Annotated in this window: 26 protein-coding genes; 14 read left to right on the top strand and 12 right to left on the bottom strand. The window is 53.7% G+C overall.

Annotated elements, in window-relative coordinates:
- The first annotated feature begins 127 nt into the window (after nucleotides 1-127).
- On the top strand, nucleotides 128-1,330 hold the full coding sequence (locus tag M8Q36_RS19170; RefSeq protein ID WP_249881984.1) for a sugar transporter: 1,203 nt from the start codon (nucleotides 128-130) through the stop codon (nucleotides 1,328-1,330).
- A 10-nt stretch (nucleotides 1,331-1,340) separates the two neighbouring features.
- Here the strand turns inward: M8Q36_RS19170 and M8Q36_RS19175 are convergent, their stop codons facing one another.
- Nucleotides 1,341-2,495: an alpha/beta fold hydrolase gene (locus tag M8Q36_RS19175; RefSeq protein WP_249881985.1), complete on the bottom strand. Its 1,155-nt coding sequence runs from the start codon at nucleotides 2,493-2,495 to the stop codon at nucleotides 1,341-1,343.
- Entirely contained in the window at nucleotides 2,495-3,169 is a 675-nt protein-coding gene (locus M8Q36_RS19180) for a MarC family NAAT transporter (protein WP_249881986.1), read from the bottom strand. Before M8Q36_RS19180 ends, M8Q36_RS19175 begins: the two co-directional genes overlap by 1 nt.
- Before the next feature lie 241 nt (nucleotides 3,170-3,410).
- Between M8Q36_RS19180 and marR the strand changes: the two genes are divergently transcribed.
- From marR to marB, 3 genes are read left to right on the top strand one after another with little or no spacing between them, the layout of a single operon-like run.
- Nucleotides 3,411-3,845 (top strand): multiple antibiotic resistance transcriptional regulator MarR, encoded by a 435-nt coding sequence (gene marR, locus M8Q36_RS19185; protein ID WP_016496172.1) that lies wholly within the window; start codon nucleotides 3,411-3,413, stop codon nucleotides 3,843-3,845.
- Between the two features lie 20 nt (nucleotides 3,846-3,865).
- A complete protein-coding gene (marA, locus tag M8Q36_RS19190) occupies nucleotides 3,866-4,246 on the top strand; it encodes an MDR efflux pump AcrAB transcriptional activator MarA (protein WP_016496173.1) in 381 nt (126 codons plus the stop codon).
- Nucleotides 4,247-4,284: 38 nt separating this feature from the next.
- Nucleotides 4,285-4,500, top strand: coding sequence for a multiple antibiotic resistance protein MarB (gene marB, locus M8Q36_RS19195; protein ID WP_249881987.1), 216 nt, complete (start codon nucleotides 4,285-4,287; stop codon nucleotides 4,498-4,500).
- 37 nt (nucleotides 4,501-4,537) lie between these two features.
- Here the strand turns inward: marB and eamA are convergent, their stop codons facing one another.
- Nucleotides 4,538-5,431 (bottom strand): O-acetylserine/cysteine exporter, encoded by an 894-nt coding sequence (eamA, locus tag M8Q36_RS19200; protein WP_249881988.1) that lies wholly within the window; start codon nucleotides 5,429-5,431, stop codon nucleotides 4,538-4,540.
- Between the two features lie 195 nt (nucleotides 5,432-5,626).
- Here eamA and ydeE point away from each other — a divergent pair, with 195 nt between their 5' ends.
- Nucleotides 5,627-6,814, top strand: a complete 1,188-nt coding sequence (gene ydeE / locus M8Q36_RS19205; protein WP_249881989.1) for an efflux MFS transporter YdeE — start codon at nucleotides 5,627-5,629, stop codon at nucleotides 6,812-6,814.
- A gap of 31 nt (nucleotides 6,815-6,845) precedes the next feature.
- Here ydeE and M8Q36_RS19210 read toward each other — a convergent pair whose 3' ends face one another.
- Nucleotides 6,846-7,949: a cobalamin-independent methionine synthase II family protein gene (locus M8Q36_RS19210; protein WP_249881990.1), complete on the bottom strand. Its 1,104-nt coding sequence runs from the start codon at nucleotides 7,947-7,949 to the stop codon at nucleotides 6,846-6,848.
- A gap of 180 nt (nucleotides 7,950-8,129) precedes the next feature.
- Nucleotides 8,130-8,537, bottom strand: a complete 408-nt coding sequence (locus M8Q36_RS19215; protein WP_249881991.1) for a rhodanese-like domain-containing protein — start codon at nucleotides 8,535-8,537, stop codon at nucleotides 8,130-8,132.
- A 67-nt stretch (nucleotides 8,538-8,604) separates the two neighbouring features.
- Here M8Q36_RS19215 and ftrA point away from each other — a divergent pair, with 67 nt between their 5' ends.
- Both ftrA and mgtS read left to right on the top strand, forming a co-directional pair.
- The gene (ftrA, locus tag M8Q36_RS19220) at nucleotides 8,605-9,609 is read left to right on the top strand and encodes a transcriptional regulator FtrA (RefSeq protein ID WP_044489365.1); all 1,005 of its coding nucleotides are present in this window, start codon (nucleotides 8,605-8,607) and stop codon (nucleotides 9,607-9,609) included.
- A 109-nt stretch (nucleotides 9,610-9,718) separates the two neighbouring features.
- Complete coding sequence (gene mgtS, locus M8Q36_RS19225; protein ID WP_016496180.1) at nucleotides 9,719-9,811, top strand: protein MgtS; 93 nt, start codon at nucleotides 9,719-9,721, stop codon at nucleotides 9,809-9,811.
- Between the two features lie 595 nt (nucleotides 9,812-10,406).
- On the opposite strand, the gene M8Q36_RS19230 is transcribed toward mgtS, so the two are convergent.
- The 3 genes from M8Q36_RS19230 to dcp form a co-directional block, all read right to left on the bottom strand.
- Nucleotides 10,407-10,835, bottom strand: coding sequence for a GvpU-like protein (locus M8Q36_RS19230; protein ID WP_131411239.1), 429 nt, complete (start codon nucleotides 10,833-10,835; stop codon nucleotides 10,407-10,409).
- 49 nt (nucleotides 10,836-10,884) lie between these two features.
- A complete protein-coding gene (locus M8Q36_RS19235; RefSeq protein ID WP_007374905.1) occupies nucleotides 10,885-11,103 on the bottom strand; it encodes a hypothetical protein in 219 nt (72 codons plus the stop codon).
- A 443-nt stretch (nucleotides 11,104-11,546) separates the two neighbouring features.
- Nucleotides 11,547-13,592, bottom strand: coding sequence for a peptidyl-dipeptidase Dcp (gene dcp, locus M8Q36_RS19240; RefSeq protein WP_249881992.1), 2,046 nt, complete (start codon nucleotides 13,590-13,592; stop codon nucleotides 11,547-11,549).
- A 186-nt stretch (nucleotides 13,593-13,778) separates the two neighbouring features.
- Here dcp and ydfG point away from each other — a divergent pair, with 186 nt between their 5' ends.
- The 3 genes from ydfG (at nucleotide 13,779) to ydfZ (ending at nucleotide 15,675) form a co-directional block, all read left to right on the top strand.
- Complete coding sequence (gene ydfG, locus M8Q36_RS19245) at nucleotides 13,779-14,528, top strand: bifunctional NADP-dependent 3-hydroxy acid dehydrogenase/3-hydroxypropionate dehydrogenase YdfG (protein WP_016496184.1); 750 nt, start codon at nucleotides 13,779-13,781, stop codon at nucleotides 14,526-14,528.
- A gap of 89 nt (nucleotides 14,529-14,617) precedes the next feature.
- A complete protein-coding gene (locus M8Q36_RS19250; protein WP_249881993.1) occupies nucleotides 14,618-15,304 on the top strand; it encodes a GntR family transcriptional regulator in 687 nt (228 codons plus the stop codon).
- A 167-nt stretch (nucleotides 15,305-15,471) separates the two neighbouring features.
- Nucleotides 15,472-15,675 carry a putative selenium delivery protein YdfZ gene (gene ydfZ / locus M8Q36_RS19255; RefSeq protein WP_016496186.1) on the top strand — a complete coding sequence of 68 codons (204 nt, stop codon included), beginning with the start codon at nucleotides 15,472-15,474 and terminating at the stop codon, nucleotides 15,673-15,675.
- Between the two features lie 78 nt (nucleotides 15,676-15,753).
- Here the strand turns inward: ydfZ and M8Q36_RS19260 are convergent, their stop codons facing one another.
- Both M8Q36_RS19260 and M8Q36_RS19265 read right to left on the bottom strand, forming a co-directional pair.
- A complete protein-coding gene (locus M8Q36_RS19260; RefSeq protein WP_249881994.1) occupies nucleotides 15,754-17,217 on the bottom strand; it encodes a mannitol dehydrogenase family protein in 1,464 nt (487 codons plus the stop codon).
- 512 nt (nucleotides 17,218-17,729) lie between these two features.
- Nucleotides 17,730-18,056 carry a YnfA family protein gene (locus tag M8Q36_RS19265; RefSeq protein WP_097406813.1) on the bottom strand — a complete coding sequence of 109 codons (327 nt, stop codon included), beginning with the start codon at nucleotides 18,054-18,056 and terminating at the stop codon, nucleotides 17,730-17,732.
- 148 nt (nucleotides 18,057-18,204) lie between these two features.
- On the opposite strand from M8Q36_RS19265, the gene M8Q36_RS19270 reads away from it, so the two are divergent.
- Complete coding sequence (locus M8Q36_RS19270; protein WP_017456684.1) at nucleotides 18,205-18,543, top strand: DUF1283 family protein; 339 nt, start codon at nucleotides 18,205-18,207, stop codon at nucleotides 18,541-18,543.
- A gap of 51 nt (nucleotides 18,544-18,594) precedes the next feature.
- A complete protein-coding gene (gene speG, locus M8Q36_RS19275; protein ID WP_016496192.1) occupies nucleotides 18,595-19,155 on the top strand; it encodes a spermidine N1-acetyltransferase in 561 nt (186 codons plus the stop codon).
- Between the two features lie 19 nt (nucleotides 19,156-19,174).
- Here the strand turns inward: speG and M8Q36_RS19280 are convergent, their stop codons facing one another.
- The gene (locus M8Q36_RS19280; RefSeq protein ID WP_249882815.1) at nucleotides 19,175-19,885 is read right to left on the bottom strand and encodes a YnfC family lipoprotein; all 711 of its coding nucleotides are present in this window, start codon (nucleotides 19,883-19,885) and stop codon (nucleotides 19,175-19,177) included.
- Between the two features lie 79 nt (nucleotides 19,886-19,964).
- The gene (locus tag M8Q36_RS19285) at nucleotides 19,965-20,600 is read right to left on the bottom strand and encodes a LysE family translocator (protein WP_249881995.1); all 636 of its coding nucleotides are present in this window, start codon (nucleotides 20,598-20,600) and stop codon (nucleotides 19,965-19,967) included.
- A gap of 109 nt (nucleotides 20,601-20,709) precedes the next feature.
- Here M8Q36_RS19285 and M8Q36_RS19290 point away from each other — a divergent pair, with 109 nt between their 5' ends.
- The gene (locus M8Q36_RS19290; RefSeq protein WP_249881996.1) at nucleotides 20,710-21,627 is read left to right on the top strand and encodes a LysR substrate-binding domain-containing protein; all 918 of its coding nucleotides are present in this window, start codon (nucleotides 20,710-20,712) and stop codon (nucleotides 21,625-21,627) included.
- 86 nt (nucleotides 21,628-21,713) lie between these two features.
- Nucleotides 21,714-21,995, top strand: a complete 282-nt coding sequence (locus M8Q36_RS19295; RefSeq protein WP_249881997.1) for a DUF1161 domain-containing protein — start codon at nucleotides 21,714-21,716, stop codon at nucleotides 21,993-21,995.
- The last annotated feature ends 51 nt before the right edge of the window (nucleotides 21,996-22,046 follow it).

Raw genomic sequence — 22,046 nt, forward strand, 5'->3', positions numbered from 1 at the left:
CGTTGCAACAGGTATTTTCCACACGGATAAAAAGTGAGATCTACATCACAAAATATTTGTATTTTCGCCAGCAAAGGCAGTAAGATTGTGGCCTCTTCTTTTCGCCAACCAACCCCCAAATACCCTTATGACTACGAATACCGTTTCACGAAAAGTCGCGTGGCTGCGGGTAGTGACGCTTGCTGTCGCCGCATTTATTTTTAACACCACCGAATTCGTGCCTGTGGGTTTGCTGTCGGATATCGCGCAGAGCTTCGACATGGAAACCGCGCAGGTGGGGATCATGTTAACCATCTATGCCTGGGTTGTGGCTTTACTGTCGCTGCCCTTTATGCTGCTGACCAGCCAGATTGAGCGCCGCAAGTTGTTGATTGCGCTCTTTGTGCTGTTTATCGCCAGCCATGTGTTGTCGTTCCTCGCCTGGAGTTTTGAGGTGCTGGTTATCAGCCGCATCGGCATTGCTTTTGCCCACGCCATTTTCTGGTCGATCACTGCCTCGCTGGCTATCCGCCTGGCGCCTGCCGGGAAAGGTGCGCAGGCGTTGAGCCTGCTCGCCACCGGCACCGCACTGGCAATGGTGCTCGGGCTGCCGATTGGTCGTATCGTCGGGCAGTATTTCGGCTGGCGTACTACCTTTTTCGCCATCGGTATGGGCGCGCTGGTCACGCTGGTGTGCCTGGTGAAACTGCTGCCGGCGCTGCCGAGCGAACATTCGGGTTCGCTGAAAAGCCTGCCGGTGCTGTTCCGCCGCCCGGCGCTGATGTGCATCTATTTGCTCACTGTGGTGGTGGTTACCGCGCATTACACGGCTTACAGCTACATTGAGCCGTTCGTGCAAAATGTGGCGGGCTTTAGCGCCAATTTCGCCACGCTGCTGCTGTTAGTGCTTGGCGGCGCCGGGATTATTGGTAGCGTGCTGTTCGGCAAGCTGGGGAACCAGCACGCCTCTGGCCTGGTGTGCAGCGCGATTGGTCTGCTGGTGATTTCACTGGTGATGATGCTGCCCGCTTCCAGTAGCGAAATGCATCTGGCAGTGCTGAGCGTGGTATGGGGCATCGCGATTATGATTATCGGCCTGGGCATGCAGGTAAAAGTGCTGGCGCTGGCACCGGATGCTACCGATGTGGCGATGTCACTGTTTTCGGGCATTTTTAATATTGGTATCGGCGCAGGTGCGCTGGTCGGCAACCAGATCAGCCTGCACTGGTCGATGAACGTCATTGGTTACGCCGGGGCGATCCCGGCGATTGCTGCGCTGATATGGGCGGTGGTGATTTTCCGCCGCTGGCCGGTAAAACTGGAAGAGCAAACCCACGCCAGCCACGTGTAAACCGCGCCGGTTACTGCGCGGCAGCGACAACCTCATCCATCACCGTGGTTTGCCAGTCAAACCACGGATTCCAGGTCAGGCGAGCATGAATTTTGTTCGCCTCAACCAGTCCCCAGTCTGAATACCACACCTCTTCCCCCGCCAGACAGCGCTTTGCCGCCTCTGCTGACTGACCATTCGCACAGAGCAGCACGCTGCCTTTGCGTCCGTACAGCGGATTACGAGGCGAAAAGAGCACTGACATATGGGAAAACTGGCTGATGCGATCCTGCGGCAGATAATCTGTTTTTACCCGTAAGCGGGACATTTTTGCCGCTTCCGGCGGGGGTGTGCCGTACCAAATCAGGCGGCTGGCCGGGTTGGTGAAACTGCGATCGAATTGATCGAGGATCCAGCGCGTATTGAGCACCGAATCATGTTCGGTTAACACCAGCAGCGCCGGTTTTGTCCACGGTTTACGCGCAAGCAGCCGCTGCGCGCTGGCGCTGGTGCGCCAGAACTGGGCGAAACCGTTGGTTGGCACGCGTAAGTAGCGGGTGGCGATTTGCTGCGGGAAAACAGCACTCGGCGGACGCAACCAGTCGCGAAACAGCGCCACTGTTGGCGCGAGAAAATCGTAACCGGTGCTGGATTTAAACGCCGGAGAAAACAGCAGCAGCCCGCGCACGTTGTCATGCACCATCGCATATTCCAGCGCCAGATTTCCACCAGTGGAAAAACCGCCGAGCCAAAGGGCATCGACCTCTTTGCCCAGAATATCGGCCTGCTCGCGCACCACTTGCCGCCACTGGGCAACATCGACATCCAGCAGATCCGCAGGCCGCGTGCCGTGGCCCGGCAGCAGCACGGTGCGCACCAGAAAGCCCTGTTTTGCCAGTTCGGGGGCAATATCCACAAACGATCCTGGCCCGTCGCCCAGGCCGTGGATCAGCAAAATGCCTTTGTGCGCGGGCTTCGCCGGACGCCACTCCTGTGGCGTATTGAGCCGTAGCTCGCTCGCTTTATCCAGCGTCTGAAATGCCCGGTGCGCGGCGACAAAATCACGCGTTTGCTGTTGATATTCAGTAAAGCTTTTTTGCGCCAGCGGCGGTTGCGCGCCGGGGCGCTGCTGACAGCCGGTTAGCGCAACGAGCGCCACGACCAGCCAGGAGAGAAAGGTGCGCATCAGGCTCCGGCATGAAAAGTGGTGATGATTTCCAGCACGCCATTAATGATAAATTGCACGCCCATACAGACCAGCAGAAAGCCCATCAGCCGCGAGATGGCTTCTATACCGCCCTTGCCCACCAGCCGCATGATCGCCCCGGAACTGCGCAGGCTTACCCATAATATCAGCGCCACAATGGCAAAAATCAGCGTTGGCGCAACGGTGATGACCCATTCGGGAAACTCAGCGCCGTGGCGAATGGTCGAGGCAGAACTGATGATCATGGCGATGGTGCCCGGCCCGGCGGTGCTCGGCATGGCCAGCGGCACGAAGGCGATATTGGCACCGGGCTCCTCTTCCAGCTCTTCTGACTTGGTTTTCACTTCTGGCGCCTGATGCGGCTTTTGCGCCGGAAACAGCATGCGAAAACCGATAAACGCCACAATCAACCCACCGGCGATGCGCAGCCCCGGAATGGAGATACCGAAGGTGTTCATCACCACCTGACCGGCGTAGTACGCCACCATCATAATAATGAAGACATAAACCGAGGCCATCCGCGCCTGCTGGTTACGCTGGGCGCTATTCATATTACCCGCCAGCCCTAAAAACAGCGCTACGGTAGTTAACGGGTTAGCCAGCGGTAGCAATACCACCAGCCCAAGGCCAATGGCTTTAAACAGTTCCAGCATCTGACGGTCACTCCATGCAAGGTCAAAACCCCGCCAGTATAGCCATAACGCGGCGGCAATGGCATGCCCGCGCGCGGCTCGCGTCTTGATTAAATGATTACTTTCAGTGCGTTACGAATGAATTTTTTTCCAGACATGAAACGTTTTAGCAAATAGTGGCATCGTGGATTCATTCGGTTGACTTATATTTGCCTGAGCAATAATATCTGCCGTGACTAATCTACTTGCCGGGGCAACCATTGTGAAAAGCACGAATGATCTATTTAACGACATCATTCCTCTTGGCCGCTTGATCCACATGGTTAACCAGAAAAAAGATCGTTTACTCAACGACTACCTGTCGCCGCTGGATATCACCGCCACCCAGTTTAAGGTGCTCTGCTCTATCCGCTGCGAAGTGTGTATCACCCCGGTAGAACTGAAAAAAGTGCTTTCCGTCGATCTCGGCGCCCTGACCCGCATGCTGGACAGACTGGTGTGCAAAGGCTGGATCGAACGTAACCCGAATCCGAATGACAAGCGCGGCGTGCTGGTGCGGTTAACCGCCGAAGGCGCGGCGCTGTGTGAGCAATGTCATCAATTAGTAGGGCATAACCTGCACCAGGAATTAACTAAAAACTTAACGACAGAAGAAGTGGCAACCCTTGAGTATTTGCTCAAGAAAATTTTGCCGTAAAAAAACAAAGAGGTATGACGATGTCCAGACGCAATACTGACGCTATCACTATTCATAGCATTTTGGACTGGATCGAGGACAACCTGGAATCGCCGCTGTCGCTGGAAAAAGTGTCAGAGCGTTCCGGTTACTCCAAGTGGCACCTGCAACGGATGTTTAAAAAAGAGACTGGTCATTCGCTGGGCCAGTACATTCGCAGCCGCAAGCTGACGGAAATTGCGCAAAAGCTCAAGGGAAGTAATGAGCCGATCCTGTATCTGGCAGAGCGTTACGGGTTTGAATCGCAACAAACCTTAACGCGCACGTTTAAGAACTATTTCGACGTGCCGCCGCATAAATTCCGCGTGACGGATATCCCGGCAGAGTCCCGGTATCTGTTCCCGCTAAATCACGCTTGTTAATTTAATCGCCTGCAGTAAAAAGACGTATCGAGGAAAGTATGAAACGTATCGCCTGTGCCGCTGTCACCCTGATGGTGCTGTTTTCCGGCCAGAGTTATGCGGAGCAAGTTAATCATCCCGCACAGCAGAACAACCGTGACGCGATGATTTTACCCACCGCCCAGCAAACATCGCCTTTTGATTTTAACCATATGGGCGTGGGTAGTGACAAATCCGACGCATTAGGTGTGCCGTATTACCATCAGCGCAGCTAAACGTCTTGCCCCGCATCACGCGGGGCTTTTTTTATGCTTATGCCCGCGCCTGGCTGCGCAGACGAAAACCAAACACATTGATATACAGCCCCGCCATCACCAGCACGGCCCCTACCAGTTGTAACGCAGATAGCGTCTCACCCAGCAATAACGCGGCACTCGCCATACCGACCACCGGCACCAGTAGCGACAGCGGCGCCACACGCCAGGTTTCGTAGCGACCCAGCAGCGTTCCCCAGATGCCATAGCCCAGAATGGTGGCAACAAACGCCAGATAGACGAGCGACAACAGCGTGGTGAAATCAATACTGACCACGCTTTGCAGCATCAGCGCCGGGCCATCGAAAATCAACGAGGCGACCATAAACGGCACGATGGGGATCAGCGCGCTCCAGACCACCAGCGACATGATCGCCGGGCGCGAGCTGTGCTGCATGATTTTTTTGTTGAAGATATTGCCGCAGGCCCAGCAAAACGCCCCCGCCAGCGTCAACAGGAACCCCAGCAGCGGAACATGCTGGCCGTTCAGGCTGGACTCGATCAGCACCAGCACGCCCAGCACCGCAAGTGCGATGCCAACCAGTTGTTTTATCTGTAAACGTTCGCCAAACACGCCGGCGCCAAGAATAATGGTGAAAAACGCCTGCGCCTGTAACACCAGCGACGCCAGCCCTGCGGGCATGCCAAACTTGATGGCGCAAAACAGAAATGCGAACTGCCCGAAGCTGATTGTCAGGCCGTAGCCGAGCAACAACCGCAGCGGTACCTTTGGCCGCGCGACGAACAGAATGGCCGGAAAGGCCACCAGCACAAAGCGTAACCCGGCCAGCATCAACGGCGGCATATTGTGCAGGCCAACTTTGATCACCACAAAATTCAGCCCCCACGCTACAACTACCAGCATCGCCAGCAGGACATCTTTACGCGTCATTCTTCGCCCTTTTTGTTTTTTAAACTTTTGTAAAAAATTTACGTTAACGCAAAAAATTGTACAGCGACAGATCATTAATTCAGGTAGGGCAGTTTGGGCATTTCCCGACAAAACTGCGGTTGTACATCACACTTTATGCATGTTAAAGCTGTACCCATCACAAAAAAATATAACCACAGCATGTCGGGCAGGAACATGACCACTAAGCAAACACGCTCCACCGCCGCGTTACTGGCATCTTCACTTTTATTAACCATCGGACGCGGCGCCACGCTGCCGTTTATGACCATCTACCTGAATCGCCAGTACGGGATGGCGGTCGATCAGGTCGGTTATGCGATGTCTATTGCGCTGACGATCGGCGTGGTGTTCAGCCTCGGCTTCGGCATGCTGGCAGACAAGTTCGATAAAAAGCGCTATATGCTGCTGGCGATTATCGCCTTTATAGCCGGTTTTGCGGCGATCCCGCTGTCACACCATGCCGGGTTAGTGGTGCTGTTTTTTGCCCTGATTAACTGCGCTTACTCGGTGTTTTCCACCGTGTTGAAGGCCTATTTCGCCGACACACTCGCGCCTGCGGCGAAAGCGAAAATTTTCTCGCTCAACTACACGGTGCTGAATGTCGGCTGGACCGTTGGCCCGCCGCTTGGCACGTTGCTGGTCATGCAGAGCATTAATTTGCCCTTCTGGCTGGCGGCTATCTGTGCGGCCTTTCCGCTGGTGTTTATTCAGCTGTTTGTTCGCCGCGTCGCGGTTGGCGAAAGCCCCGATAACTCTGTGGCGTGGGATCCTTCCGTGTTGCTGAAAGATAAAGCGCTCGGCTGGTTTACCTTATCGAACTTTCTCGCCTCGTTTGTCGCCGGCTCTTTTGCTTCCTGCCTGTCACAATATGTGATGACGGTCGCCAGCAGCGAGTTCGCCGAGCGCGTGGTGGCCGTAGTGCTGCCGGTCAACGCCGCGATTGTGGTCACTTTACAGTATGCGGTTGGCCGTAAACTCAGCGCCTCCAACCTGCGTCCGGCGATGGCCATTGGCACTTTCAGTTTTGTTATCGGCCTCATCGGTTTTATGTTATCCGGCGATAACTTGTGGCTCTGGGGGCTTTCCGCCGCGGTGTTTACGCTGGGAGAAGTGATCTATGCCCCCGGTGAATATATGTTGATCGATAACATCGCGCCGCCGGGAATGAAAGCGACCTACTTCTCGGCGCAGGCGCTGGGCTGGCTCGGCGCGGCAATGAACCCATTACTTACCGGGGTTATCCTGACCACGCTGCCTGCGGCCTCACTGTTTGTCATTCTGATGGTGACCATCATTGTGGCCTGGCTGATGATGCTCAAAGGCATGCAGGCACGGCCGCTCTGCGGATTGCAGGCGCAATAATAAAAGCGGCGCACTGAGCGCCGTTTTTTATTTACCATACCTGTTCGGCGATTTTCGTTACCAGCCGTACTTTGTCCCACTGCTGGGCAGGCGTGAGCGTGTTGCCTTCTTCAGTGGAGGCAAAACCGCACTGCGGGCTGAGGCAAATCTGGTTAATATCGACAAACTTCGCCGCTTCCTGAATTCGCGCTTTTACCCCTTCCGGGTTTTCCAGCTCGCCATTTTTGGTGGTGATAAGCCCCAGCACCACCTGCTGTTTGCCCGGACGGACAAAACGCAGCGGTGCGAAGTCGCCGGAACGATCGTTGTCATATTCGAGGAAGAACGCATCAACATTCACGCTGCCGAACAGCACTTCTGCCACCGGCTCGTAACCGCCTTCGGAGATCCAGGTGGAGCGGAAATTACCGCGGCACACATGCAGACCAATGGTTAAATCGGCCGGTTTACCTTCCAGCGCTTTGTTAATCACGCGGGCATAAATGCGCGCCAGTTCATCGGGATCGTCGCCACGTTCGCGGATCTGGCGACGCTGGTCATCAGAGCAGAGATAGGCCCAAACCGTATCATCCAGTTGCAGATAGCGGCAGCCTGCGGCATAGAACGCCTGGATCGCATCACGCCAGGTGGTCGCCAGATCGTCAAAGTAAGCGTCAAGCTGCGGATAAACCGTGGCGTCGATATCTTTACGCCCGCCGCGAAAGTGCAGCACGCTTGGGCTGGGAATGGTCATCTTCGGTTGCGCAGTGCCACTGATGCTTTTCAGATAGCGAAAATCTTCCAGCATCGGGTGGTCGCCAAAGCGTAATTTACCGGTGACGCGCACGCCGTGGGCTTTGGTTTGCACACCATTAAACTGAATGCCTTTATCGGCGTCGTAACGTTCCACACCTTCGAGGCCATCGAAGAAGTCAAAATGCCACCAGGCACGGCGAAACTCGCCATCGGTGACGACATGCAGACCGCAGGCACATTGCTGCTTAACCACCTGACGAATCGCATCATCTTCAACACGGCGCAACTGCTGAGCGCTGATTTCACCCTGCGCAAACTGCTGGCGTGCCTGCTTGATCTCGTCCGGGCGCAAGAAACTGCCGACTACGTCTGCACGGAATGGGGCCTGATGTCGCTGCATATTGCTCTCCTCTGCGCCGGAATGATTGACCGGCGTGATAATTCACTATTTGAATCTTTAGACTTCTGGATGTCTAAATGTCCAAAGAAAATGTCATAGCGCAGGAAAAGCAGCAACCGAGAAAATTTCACGGCACATGAAAAAAATTCAACTTAGTGCCGTGAATGGTGAAGAAATGGCTTACAACGCGCCCGTACCGCTGGCAAAGGTGTAACCTTCATCTTCCCAGCCGGTGATACCACCAATCATGATTTTCACCGCCAGCCCCATGCGCGCCAGTTTCAGCGCCGCGCGATCGGCACCATTGCAGTGCGGTCCGGCGCAATAGACCACGAACAGCGTATCGGCGGGCCATTGCGCCATGCGCTCCACCGTCATCTCGCTATGTGTCAAATGCAATGCCCCCGGCAGGTGACGGCGGGCAAAAGTCTGCGGGTTGCCCACTACATGCAGTAACACAAAATCCTGCTCGCCGTGGGTAATCGCATGGTGGACATCGGCGCAATCCGTTTCCACGCTCAAACGGCGCAGAAAATGGAGGGCGGTTTCTTCCGGTGATGCTGCGGGAACTTCAGTTACGTAGCTCATCGTTTTTTCTCCTTGTTTGTGTTAACACTAATTTAACCAACACAGGACTAACTCACTGCCCCCTTCTATGCCAGATAACACCAGGATAATGACAACTTCACGACACACCCCTGCCCGCCACCGCGTGGTCGCGCTGGCCTATGATGGGCTTTGCACCTTTGAATTTGGCGTCGCGGTGGAGATTTTCGGTCTGCCGCGCCCGGAGCTTGGCGATAACTGGTACACGTTTACCGTTGCCGCCGTGGATGAGGGCGAACTGCGCGCCACAGGCGGTATCCGCGTGATGGCGGCAGGCGGGCTGGAACTGCTTGCGCAAGCGGACACCATTGTGGTTCCGGGCTGGCGCGGTGCCCAGGTGCCTGTTCCGCCTGCATTATGCAGCGCGCTGTATCAAGCCTGGCAGCGCGGCTGCCGGGTGATCTCTATCTGTTCCGGGGTGTTTGTGCTGGCGGCGGCCGGGTTGCTTAATGGTCGCAAGGCCACCACCCACTGGCGCTATACCGACATGCTGCGGGAAGCCTACCCGGCGATTATCGTGCTGGATGACGCTCTCTATTACGATGAAGGAAATGTGATGACCTCGGCGGGCAGCGCGGCGGGGATCGATTTATGCCTGCACGTCGTGCGCGAGGACTTTGGTATTGAGGTCGCGAATAATGTCGCCCGGCGGCTGGTGGTGCAGCCGCACCGGGATGGCTCGCAAACCCAGCAGCTTCAACGCCCGGTTGCCCGTACGCGTGAAAGTCGCCAACTGGGACAGTTGTTCGATTTCCTTCATCAACATCTGGCAGGCAGCCATACGGTAGCGTCACTGGCGAAACAAACGGGCATGAGCCCGCGTACGTTTTTGCGCCGTTTCGAAGAATCAACAGGAACCACCCCCGCCCGCTGGATTTTGCAGGAGCGATTACGCCGGGCTGAAGATTTACTCATTCACTCACGGATGAGTATTGAGCTGATTGCCGGGCACAGCGGATTCGCGACTGCGGCTTCACTGCGCCACCATTTTCAGCAGCAGCGAGGAATATCCCCGGCGGCATACCGCAAAAAATTTAGCGCTGCGGCGAAATAATTCACGCTATTCATCATTTATTGAAGTTAAGCAGGCTATTCTTTCTCCATCGCGGCCACCAATTAAGGTAAGAGAGGCAAGTTGGTTAATTAAATGGAGAGTTGACACCATGGCAAATATGCATGTTTTTATCGCAGTATTGGGCATTATTGTTTTTTCCGGGTTCCTTGCTGCTTATTTCAGCCACAAATGGGATGACTGATGATCGCTGATAATCCCCCGCCGATATGGCCCCTTGCGAAAAAACGTAAGGGGCCATTTCTTTTTGCGCGTCCTCAACAAACAGGCAAAAAAAACCGCCCTTAAAAGGCGGTCAATGCTTGCATGGATAGATTGCTATTGTTCTACGCGCTAACTCAAACGACAGGTTAACGACTGCCAACCAATCTAGCATTGCCTTCCTCAATAAAACCTAAACAAGCGTAGAACGATCCCCGCTCGCATCATTGCTGAAACGGGTTTCATCGAAACGTTTTCCTGTGGAGCGGTGTCTTTTGCTATTGAAATTACAGAAGATATATCTTTCGGCGTATAAAGTTTGTGATAACGTCGGATCACCATTTCACAGACCGGAGGGGTTATCCCCAATATCAAATTTAAATGCCCGGTTTGCAGCAGCCAAAAGTTTTTATTTACCACATTCTGCCCGGGTCAACGCATGCCTCACGGGGCCATTTGCTCGGTTTGTGGCGCAAGACTTACAGCCAGATCCTGTATACCTGTTCTACGAAGAAGGCGGTGGCCAAAACAAGTGTTATAGGAAGGGCCTCATTTGAGGCCCTTTTAATTTCCTTTATTCAGGCGTTTTTCGCTTTCCCTAAAGAAAAGCCGCTCACTTTCGCAATATGTACGCGCAATATTGTTCCTTTTACGCTCGTCCAACCGCCATTTCCCGTCATCCACGACGGATCTTTAATATGTAAATAGTTAAGCGGAATATCGTGTCCCTCTTCAACGCGATAATCATTAGCCAGATCATCAAAGAAAAGCGCGATGGAATTTTTCAGCGACGCGTCATCCCCCTGAATAGATCGAATCGATTTCGCGGTATATAACGCATATTCCTGGCCGGATACGAGCTCACCCGCCACCACCTGGCCGCCAACAACCAGCGTCACCACCATACCCGCGCCGAGATTAGCACAGGAAACCAGATGCGATAAGGCGCTATCCTGAGTGCTGACCGTTTTCGTCGCGGCCTCTGAGACTTCACGTTCATTTGCCATTTATACCTCCGCGTACTGCATGAAAAAACCGCCCGCAGGCGGTTGTTGATCAGTAAAATTTCCGGATGGCTTGTTCAGTTTCCTGCTGGCTCACCAGGTCAGAAAATCGGGCAACGAGGAAGGTTTCTCCGTCAAGTTCCCAGGGTTCAATTGGGATTTCCAGAAAAGAGCTTTGCTCATTTTTAAACGTGACCGATTTTGCATTATCTTCCACGGTCACGTTTTCAACCTTACCACCGGCGCGTATTACCACTACATTTTTGGTCATGTCGGTTACCTCAGTTGCTTAAATAGCACTCGACATTAGCACAGCCACTTTCTCAATGCCTGCGTAATGCCACAGAATGTTAAGCCGTAAAATCAGGTTCTTTAATTTGGCTTAATGAGAGGGATAACGCTATGCCAGGAAGTGTGAACCAGCCCGCAATTTAATAAATGAAGTGGGTAAAAACAGGGATTTGAATCTTGGTCATTTAAGAAAAACGCCAGAGGCCTTTAAGAAAAAAAGCCTCTGGCGATACAGATTTCGGTGATGCCGGGTGCCTCCCGGTGAGTCTGCTCCAGCCCGCAGAACCCGCTTTCACCCCAAAAAGGTATGACTGGTAGCCCCTCCGCGCAGGGGGATTCATCACCACGTTCACGTTATTTGCCGGGCATATTCAGGTCAATGCTCTGGCGGGTTATGTAAGTTTTTAAAGCAATTTTCTCGCGCTATTCACTCAATCCCCGGTTTTTCAGCATCGGTTCGATCTCAGGATCGTGACCGCGCCATTGGCGATAAAGCGCGGCCAGATCTTCGCTGTTGCCACGGGATAAAATCGCTTCACGGAACTTCTGCCCGTTTTCGCGCGTTAATCCGCCCTGCTCCACAAACCACTGATAACCATCATCCGCCAGCATTTGCGTCCACAGATAAGCGTAATAACCAGCTGCATAACCGCCGCCGAAAATATGGGCAAAATAGCTACTGCGATACCGCGGCGGAACCGCTGCTACATCGAGATGCTCTTTGCGCAGCGCTTGTGCCTCAAAACTCTCCACATCGCTTACGTTCTCACCATCTGCCAGCGCATGCCAGTTCATATCCAGCAGCGCTGCGCTCAACAGTTCGGTCATGTCGTAACCTTTATTAAACTGCGTGGCGCGCAACATCTTCTCGCGAAGTCGCTCCGGCATCGGCTCGCCGCTTTGGTAGTGGCGGGCATAGCGGGTAAACACCTGCGGCTGGCTGGCCCAGTGCTCATTGATTTGCGACGGGAACTCGACAAAATCACGCGGCGTATTGGTGCCGGAGAGGCTGGCGTAGCGCTGGCTGGCGAACAGCCCGTGCAGGGTGTGGCCAAATTCATGGAACAGCGTGATAACGTCATCCCACGAAAGCAATGCCGTCTGCCCGGCTGCGGGTTTCTGGTAATTACAGACGTTGTAAATCACCGGTTGGGTGCCGTTGAGCGTTGACTGCTCGACAAAATTGCCCATCCATGCGCCACCGCTTTTTGAGTCGCGGGCGAAATAATCACCGTAGAACAGCGCTAATCCGGCGCCATCCGCGTCAAAAATTTCCCATACGCGAACATCCGGGTGATAGACAGGAATATCAAACCGTTCAGTAAAACGAAGACTGAACAGCTCGCTCGCGGCCCAAAAAACGCCCTCGGTGAGCACGGTATTGAGCGCAAAATACGGTTTGATTTGTGATTCATCCAGCGAATATTTCGCCAGACGCACCTGCTCAGCATAAAACGCCCAGTCCCAGGCTTGCGCGGTAAAACCGCCCTGTTGCGTATCGATAACCTGCTGGATATCAGCCAGCTCACGTTCAGCACGGGCACGCGCGGCAGGCGCGATATTTCGCATGAACTCCAGCGCCGCCTGCGGCGTTGCCGCCATCTGATCGGCAATCTTCCAGCTGGCAAAATCGGCAAATCCGAGGAGTTTCGCCTGCTGCGCACGTAACTGCACAAGGCGCAACACAATAGCGCGGGTGTCGTTGGCATCCCCTTTTTGCGTACGCAACCAGCTCGCGTTAAACAGATTTTCACGCGTCTGACGATCGCGCAACGCCGCCAGCGCCGGTTGCTGCGTGGTATTCAACAACGACAACAACCAGCGATTTTCCAGCCCTTTGGCTTTTGCTGCCTCGGCAGCGATGGCAATCTCTTCTGCACTCAGGCCATCAAGCTGATGAGCATAATCCACCACCAGCCCACCGGCTTTATCCGCCGCCAGCAGTCGCTGGTTAAACTGGCTCGTCAGGGTGGCTGATTCGGTGTTCAGTGCTTTCAGCGTCGCTTTGTCCTGCGCACTCAGTGTTGCACCCGCCAGCATAAAGCGCTGATAGGTGGTTTCCACCAGACGCAAGGATTCGGCATCCAGAGAGAGCGTGTCGCGCTGCTTCCATACCGCTTCCACGCGGGCAAACAGGGCGTCGTCGAGGTAAATATCGTTCGCCAGTTCAGCAAGCTCGGTAGAAAACGCCTCATCGAGCTGTTGTAAAAAATCATTGGTATGGGCCGATGTCATGGCAAAAAAGACACTGGTGACATAGGTGAGCAGCGCGCCGCTGCGCTCCAGAGCCAGTAAGGTGTTGTCGAAATCCGCTGGCGCAGGATTTTGGCTGATAGCGGCGATTTCAGCGCGTTTTTGCCGTACTCCTTCATCAAACGCCGGGCGGTAATGCTCCTGATTAATAACGTCAAACGGCGGCGCCTGGTAAGGCAGTGTGCTGGCAGAAAAGAAAGGATTCGTGACCGACATATTTCGCTCCTGAATGCGGTGATTCTTCTCAGAGTAGGCATCCGCCGCGCGCATCGCAATCATTTCTCTGCTTTCGCACATGAGCTGGCGTTTTTTGCCACACTGTATGCGGGATAAGTTGTGTTACCGCTATAAAGCGGTGCATGCTATGTCGCTCCACCACAAAAAGCGTTGAGGAACAGTGAGATGATTATTCTGGTTACCGGGGCAACTGCGGGTTTTGGCGAAGGTATTACCCGCCGTTTTATTCAGAACGGCCATAAAGTGATTGCCACAGGCCGTCGTCAGGAACGTTTGCAGGAACTGAAGGACGAACTGGGCGATAACCTCTATACCGCACAACTGGACGTGCGTAACCGCGCGGCGATTGAAGAGTTTATTTCTGCTCTGCCTGCCGCGTGGCGCGATATTGATGTACTGGTTAACAACGCAGGCCTGGCGTTGGGTCTGGAACCGGCACATAAAGCGAATGTCGACGACTGGGAAACCATGATCGACACCAATAATAAAGGTCTGGTGTATATGACGCGCGCGGTGCTGCCGGGCATGGTTGAGCGTAATCGCGGCCACATTATCAATATCGGTTCCACCGCCGGTAGCTGGCCCTATGCAGGCGGTAACGTCTATGGCGCGAGCAAAGCCTTTGTGCGGCAATTCAGCCTGAACTTACGTACCGATCTTAGCGGCACCGCCGTGCGTGTGACCAATATCGAGCCAGGTCTGGTGGGCGGCACCGAGTTTTCAAATGTGCGCTTTAAAGGCGATGATGCGAAAGCCGGGAAAACTTACGAGAACACCACTGCGCTGACGCCGGAAGACGTTACCGAAGCGGTGTGGTGGGTCGCCACGTTGCCGAAGCATGTCAATATCAACACCCTCGAAATGATGCCGGTCAGCCAGACATACGCCGGTCTGAGCGTACACCGCGAAGGGTAAATTCCGCGCCCGGCCTGCGGGCCGGGTATGGGATGTACGGTAAATTAATGGTATGGTAGACAGGTTAACCCCTTAAAAAGTAAGAGCGAATGGCCGCTGAAACGCAACTCAACCCTACACAGCCCGTCAATCAACAAATTTACCGCATCTTACGGCGGGACATCGTTCATTGCCTGATCCCACCAGGCACGCCGCTGTCCGAAAAAGAGGTGTCGGTGCGCTTTGACGTGTCACGCCAGCCAGTGCGCGAAGCCTTTATTAAACTTGCAGAAAACGGCTTGATCCAAATCCGCCCGCAGCGCGGTAGCTACGTCAATAAAATCTCCATGACGCAGGTGCGTAACGGCTGTTTTGTTCGTCAGGCAATTGAGTGCGCCGTCGCCCGCCGCGCCGCAACGATGATTGACGACAGCGCCTGTTACCAGCTGGAGCAAAACCTGAATCAGCAGCGCACTGCGATTGAGCGTAAGCAACTGAATGACTTTTTTGAGCTGGACGATAATTTCCACCAGAAGCTGTCGCTCATCGCCGACTGCCAGTTAGCGTGGGACACTATCGAAAATATTAAAGCGACCATCGACCGCGTGCGTTACATGAGCCTTGATCATGTTTCGCCGCCAGAGATGCTGTTGCGCCAGCATATGGATATTTTCACCGCGCTGGAAAAACGCGATGTCGACGCCGTTGATCGCGCCATGACGCTGCATTTGCAGGAAATCAGCGAGTCAGTAAAAACCATCCGCCAGGAAAACCGCGACTGGTTCAGCGAAGAGTAATTTTTCCCCTTCTTATTTCCGCCAGGTCACATTTTTTTCGCGCAAAAAAGTGTGACTTTGATCAAAAACAAAAACTCATCAGCTCAGGGGCGTATTTATAAGGCGTCCATTTCGGGGACATCTTCTGCCCCGTTTCGTTTTGCGGATTTCAATAAGGAGAAACCACCATGATGACGTATGATCGTAACCGTAACGCTATCACCACCGGCACGCGCGTGATGATTAATGGCACTGGCCGCACCGGCAAAATCGTCGCGATTCACGCCGAGGGGTTAAACCCCGCGCAGGTGCGCCGTAGCAAAACGGTGGAAGTGGAAGGCTGCGAAGGTAAATTCGAACCGGTAGAACTGATTCGTCTTGGCTTGCACTAAGCGTTAAAAAGCGTGTGGTAAAAAAGAATGCCGCGATGGCGGCATTCACTGTTTCTGTACTGAATTAAAGGCTTGCAGTTAAAGTGCTGCAGCGTACTGCGCCACTGTGGCTTTCGCACCTTTCTCCAGCAATGTCAGATAGGCTTTTTTCACCTGCGCCACAAAGGTCGCGTCTTTCGGCAATTCATTACCAAAAATCGCCTCAATGCCAAGCAACGCCTGCACGCGGGCTTCACCTTGCGAGCTGCTGTTAACCGCGTTCTGGATCACTGCCAGCAACGGATCGCACACTTCGATCGCTTGCCCCTGCTCGTCGACGCCGCCGACATAACGCATCCAGCCAGCAATCCCCAGCGCCAGCAGAGAGAAATCACGCTGATGCACTAAATGCCAGCGCACAGAATCCAGCATACGCTGCGGCAGTTTCTGGCTACCGTCCATGGCGATCTGCCAGGTGCGGTGACGCAATGCGGTATTGCTGTAACGGGCGATCAGCAGATCGGCGTAATGCGCCAGATCCACGCCCTGCACTTTCAGCGTTGGTGCCTGCTCTTTCAACATCAACGCGTGCGCGGCGCGACGGTAATTCTCATCTTCCATGCACTCATTAATATGTTGATAACCCGCCAGATAGCCCAGATACGCCAGGAAGGAGTGGCTGCCGTTCAGCATGCGCAGTTTCATCTCTTCAAACGGCACAACATCTGCCACCAGCTCGGCACCCGCTTTTTCCCACGCCGGACGACCCGCCACGAAATTGTCTTCAATCACCCACTGGCGGAACGGCTCACAGGCCACGCCCGCAGGATCGCGGACACCGGTTAGTTGTTCGATTTTATCCAGCGTTTCGGCGGTCACAGCCGGAACAATTCTGTCTACCATGGTTGACGGGAACGTCACATTCGCTTCAATCCAGTCACCCAATTCTGCGCTCACCGCGCGCGCGTAAGCGCAGACCACATTGCGGGTGACATGGCCGTTTTCCGGCATGTTGTCGCAGGACATCACGCTGAATGCCGGTAAACCTGCTGCTTTACGGCGCGCCAGGGCTTCCACAACCACGCCCGCGGCCGATTTTGGCTGCTGCGGGTTTTGCAGGTCACCAACAATTAATGGGTGATCGAGCATCAGTTTGCCGGTCGCCGGTGAGTGGCAATAGCCTTTCTCGGTGATGGTCAGTGAAACAATGGCAACCTGCGGTTCACACATAGCGGCGAGCACGGTTTCCAGGCCATCTACCTGTGCGTGCAAGGCGCGTTTTGCTACGCCAACCACACGCGCAGTCCACGCGTCGGCAGACATTTCTGCCACGGTATAGAGGTTATCCTGCTGCTTGAGATCGGCAATTTGCTGCTCACCGCCAATTAAATTGACCTCGCAATAGCCCCAGTCACTGCCATGCTCTGCGGCAAGAATATCGGCATAAACTGACTGATGCGCGCGGTGAAACGCGCCAAAACCAAGGTGCACAATGCGCGCAACCAATTTGTTACGGTCATAAGTAGGTAACGTGGCTTTCGCCGTTAATAGCCTGTTTTCCATGGTGAGACTCATCTTATTAAGTGAAACAGTGGTTCAATAGATTACGGACTGCTGCAAAGCAGACTATGATTTGCGACAGGATTTGCGGACTACACTAACTAGAATGGTAACCAAATGTGTCAAAAAAACCACATATTCAAACTTCGCTTTAAAGCGATGAATGTATTCAGTGTGAAAATGAGATGATTAACGTGATTGTGCAGGATGCGCGGCGATGTGGAAAAAGCGTTTTAAAAAAAATAGCGCGCGCGAGCAATGCGCATGAAGAGTTCGAGAGAAAATCAATCCGTTAGTATGCAGCGAACATCATCTTAAACAGACTTGCTGAACCGGCCATAGTGAAGAAATTCCCGCCAGGTCAAAATCTGTAACGGTGCGCTAGAAGCAGCTTCGCAAGCCGGGTATCGCCTCTGGGGCTATTCAAACCGTCTCACAAAGCGCTAAAGCGCGGAGCGAAACGAAGACGGTATACGAACAGCTAGTCTGCTACACACTATCAAAAACAGCGTACATCACGCCCGGCCCCAGCCAGCAACAATGATCAACATCCCGCACATGGCGATGAGCGCCCCAAGCCAGTCGTAAACGCTGAGTTTTACGCCATCGACCACACGTAGCCAAATCAACGCAGTGCAGACATAAACGCCGCCGTAAGCCGCGTAAACGCGCCCACTGGCCGCCGGATGCAGCGTTAACAACCAGACGAACATGGCCAGCGCGAAGGCCGCAGGAATGAGTAACAGTGGTGTAGCGCCGCGTTTTAGCCATAACCAGGGCAAAAAACAACCGACAATTTCACACAGCGCGGTTGCAAAGAACAAGAGTGTGGTTTTCAGCATCAGTGGCACGTTGATTCAAACTTGGTTGAACTATCATACCTGATAATGCTCTGAGAGTGAGTCCCGGCTGGCTATCCCGTGTGGCTGAGATCGCATAGAATAGAGTGATATGGGCATCTTGTTTCTCCCTCAAATTAAGGAAATCGCAATGACTAAAACACTTAGCAAACGCCTGTGCCTCACCGCAATGCTGACGCTGGGTGCCATCGTGTACACCACCTCCGCACTGGCCGAAACCAATCGTCTGGTGATTGAATCCGGCGATAACGCGCAAAGCCGCCAATCCGCAGCGATGGAAAAAGAGCAATGGAATGACACCCGCAGCCTGCGTAGCAAAGTGAACAAGCGTGTGGAAAAAGAGTGGGATAAAACCGATGTCGCGTTTGATGCGCAGGACAAATGCCAGAAAAGTAGCAACCTCAACGCCTACTGGGAACCCAATACCCTGCGTTGTCTGGATCGCCGCACCGGACAGCAAATTCGTTAACCGCCCCGGGCGCTCGCGCGCCCGATTTCCGCTTACGTAAAAGGACTTTTCATGAGTGACGCTTACACCGTCCGCCTGCGCCCGCTCGAGCGCGAGGATTTGCGCTTCGTTCATCAACTGGATAACAACGCCAGCGTCATGCGTTACTGGTTTGAAGAACCCTACGAAGCCTTCGTTGAACTTTCTGACCTGTATGACAAGCACATTCACGATCAAAGCGAACGCCGTTTTGTGGTCGAGTGCAATGGCGAAAAAGCCGGATTAGTGGAGCTGGTTGAAATTAACCACGTTCACCGCCGTGCAGAATTTCAGATAATCATCTCCCCGGAATATCAGGGCAAAGGGCTGGCATCAAAAGCCGCGAAGCTGGCGATGGATTACGGTTTTACGGTACTGAACCTGTATAAGCTCTATCTGATTGTGGATAAAGAGAACGAAAAAGCGATTCACATTTACCGCAAGCTGGGGTTTATGGTCGAAGGTGAATTAATCCATGAGTTCTTTATTAACGGTGAGTACCGCAACACCATTCGCATGTGTATTTTCCAGCAGCAGTATCTTGAAAACCACAAAACAAGCGGCCCGACGCTACTGAAACCCACCGCGCAGTAAAGCGCGGTGGTCAGCGGCATCAATAATACTCGATGGTGTTTTTGATGCTGTATTTGTGCGACACCTGTGGCGTAACACTTTCGTCCACAATCTCCAGGCTGCAACTCACCGGGTTATCATGGCTGTCGTATTCACAGGCCTGTTTGACATTGCCCAACGGCTTATCGTTCAGCGTGCTGACAGAGGTGTAATCCAGCTTTTTGCGCTTATCTTTCGAAGGCGTAGACACAACAGACAACGTCGCGTCTTTCGATGCCGTGGTTTTTCCCAGCGGATACCCTTCGTCGTCATAGCGGTATTTAACCTCTATCTCCTTGCCCGTTGCGCGAACCACGAATCCGTTATCGTCGGTGTCCCAGGTTACGCCGGCTGCCGGGAACTCCGCCAGTTGGCATTTGCCCTGCAAACGCAGACGTTTTTCCTTCGATTCCGCCTCGAGATAGTAGTTGGCATCCAGCACCAGCGACACGCCGCTGTTATTTTCCAGGTCGTGCAGTTCAAGCGTATCGAAACATCCCTCTTTCGACATCGTTCCGGTAACGCGTTTCGTGACTTCACCTTTATCGTTAAGTAACGTCTGGCTGAAATCTTTAACCGGGCCACGCAACGGATCAAAATCGAATTCATTCGAGAAGCTAGCCATTTCCGGCGTGAATGAAACGGGTCCCTTCGGCTTATCACATCCGGCAAGCGCCACCGCCAGAGAGATAAGTAACAGCTGTTTTTTCAATGGGTTCACCACATTCTTCTTTTGTAATGCGCTTATATTAGCAAAAGCTTTATAACTTAGGGCAATGACTTCTTTGTGGCTAGGTCTGGTGACTGGCGAGTAACAACAGCGAATAACCAGCGCCGCTTACGCCTATTAACAATAAAATCAGCGATGTAAAGGTAGCAAAACGTCCACTTTGCCCCGTTGGTAACCAGCGTTTAACGGCCAGGATATAGAGCGTTAAGACACTAAAATCCAGCGCCACCCAGATGACAGTAAGCACCGTGATGCTGGCGGTGAAATCGCCGGTAATACCGGTAAACTGCGGGAAAAAAGCGATAAAAAAAAGAATATCTTTTGGGTTAGCGATGGCCGTCATAAAGCCCATAACAAACCCGCCTTGCCCGCCTTTTTGCGGCATCTTTGTGCCTTGTTCTCGCCGCAAGGCGCGCAGTGCTTGTACCGCGCTAACCGCAATAAAGAGCGACCCCACCAGCCCTACCAAATTTAGTAGCCAGGCCGAGAGCGTAACCACACCGGCCAGCGTTAACCCCGCCAGCGCAATTAATACCAGCGAGGCCAGATTAGTGCCTGCCAATGTTAAAAACGCGCGCGCATGGTTGCCCCGCGCTGCCGCCGCACACACCAGCGCCACCACCGGCCCCGGCGTTGCCAGCAACGTCAGTACCACACCGATGTAGGTTCCCAGCAGCACCGCATTCAGTGATCCCATCAGCTCCCTCCTTTTATTTATTGACGAAGTATCACCGGAAAGCGCGGGTCTGAAAAACGAGTTAAACTGCCGTTCGCTATGCAAAAAACTCACAATGGATAACGAACGGATGAACCAAAACCTGCCGCCACTCTATGCATTACGGGCATTTACCGTTGCTGCGCAAATGTCATCATTTAGCCAGGCAGCCCTTTTTCTCAATGTCACCCCCGGTGCGATAAGCCGCCATATTCGCACCCTTGAAGAGTGGTTTGGGTGTCGTTTGTTTCTGCGCCATGGCCCGAAAATTACCCTGACCGACGCAGGAAGCCAGCTGGCTGTTCGTTTACAGGACGGTTTTTTGCAACTGGAAAATGCCTGCCAGACACTGCGCAGCCACCAGCATCAACTGCGGCTCAAAGCCCCGTCGACACTGACGATGCGCTGGCTATTAGATGTGTTAAATGCCTTTCGCCAGCAGCACAACACACCGCAGATTGAGATCAGTAGTGTCTGGATGGATATCGATACCGTCGATTTCCGCACCGAACCCTTCGATTGCGCCATTCTTCTGGGCAATGGTCATTTTGGTGAGTACACGCAAAGCCTGCGCTTATTTGATGAGTGGTTGATCCCGCTCTGCGCCCCGGCGCTTAAAGCGCTGGCGCAACGCGATCTGAGCAGTTGCGCCCTGATCCATCCGTCGCGCGATCGCCGCGACTGGCGGCGCTGGCAAGCCGGGAGCGGTTTATTTCCCACGCTCGCCCCTGGCGGCGGCGCGGTTTTTGACACGCTGGAACAAGCCTACCAGGCGGCGATCGGTGGTCATGGCGTGGCGGTCGGCGATCTGCTGCTCAGCCTGCCCGCACTGGCGCAAAATCAGCTAACGCTGCCCTTCCCGCAAGCAATAAGCACTGGCGACAGTTACTGGCTGGTGTGGCCAAAAGATTCGCCGCGCAAAAAGAATATTGACCGTCTGGGCGAATTCCTGCTCACCGCCGTCCCGATCGATTTCCCGCCGGAGGTGGAGCTATTAAAACAGCGATAGCGGCTTATTCAGATGATTCAGATATTTACCTTTTGCGGGCATCGCAGGTGCTAAGCTTAGAGCGGGTAAAACAGAAGGAGACGAGGATGCATTATTCACGTTGGCTTTGCGCATTACTGCTGGTGGGTGCTGTACCGGCGTTCGCTGCGCCGGATTCATGCGAACGGGTTAAAACTGATATTCAGCAACGTATTATCAATAATGGCGTGCCGGAAACGGGATTTACGCTAACCATCGTGCCTAATGATCAGGCTGACCAGGCAGGTTCGCAGGTCGTCGGTCATTGCGCCAATGACACCTACAAAATTCTCTACACCCGCAACAGTGGCGCCGCTCAGCAGAGCGAAGAAAGCGCCGGTACGCAGTAAATAAAATCCCCCTTCATTTCAGGGGGATTTCCCTCAACTTGATCACGCTTA

It is taken from the genome of Kosakonia sp. R1.Fl (assembly GCF_023516815.1).
Lineage (GTDB): Bacteria > Pseudomonadota > Gammaproteobacteria > Enterobacterales > Enterobacteriaceae > Kosakonia.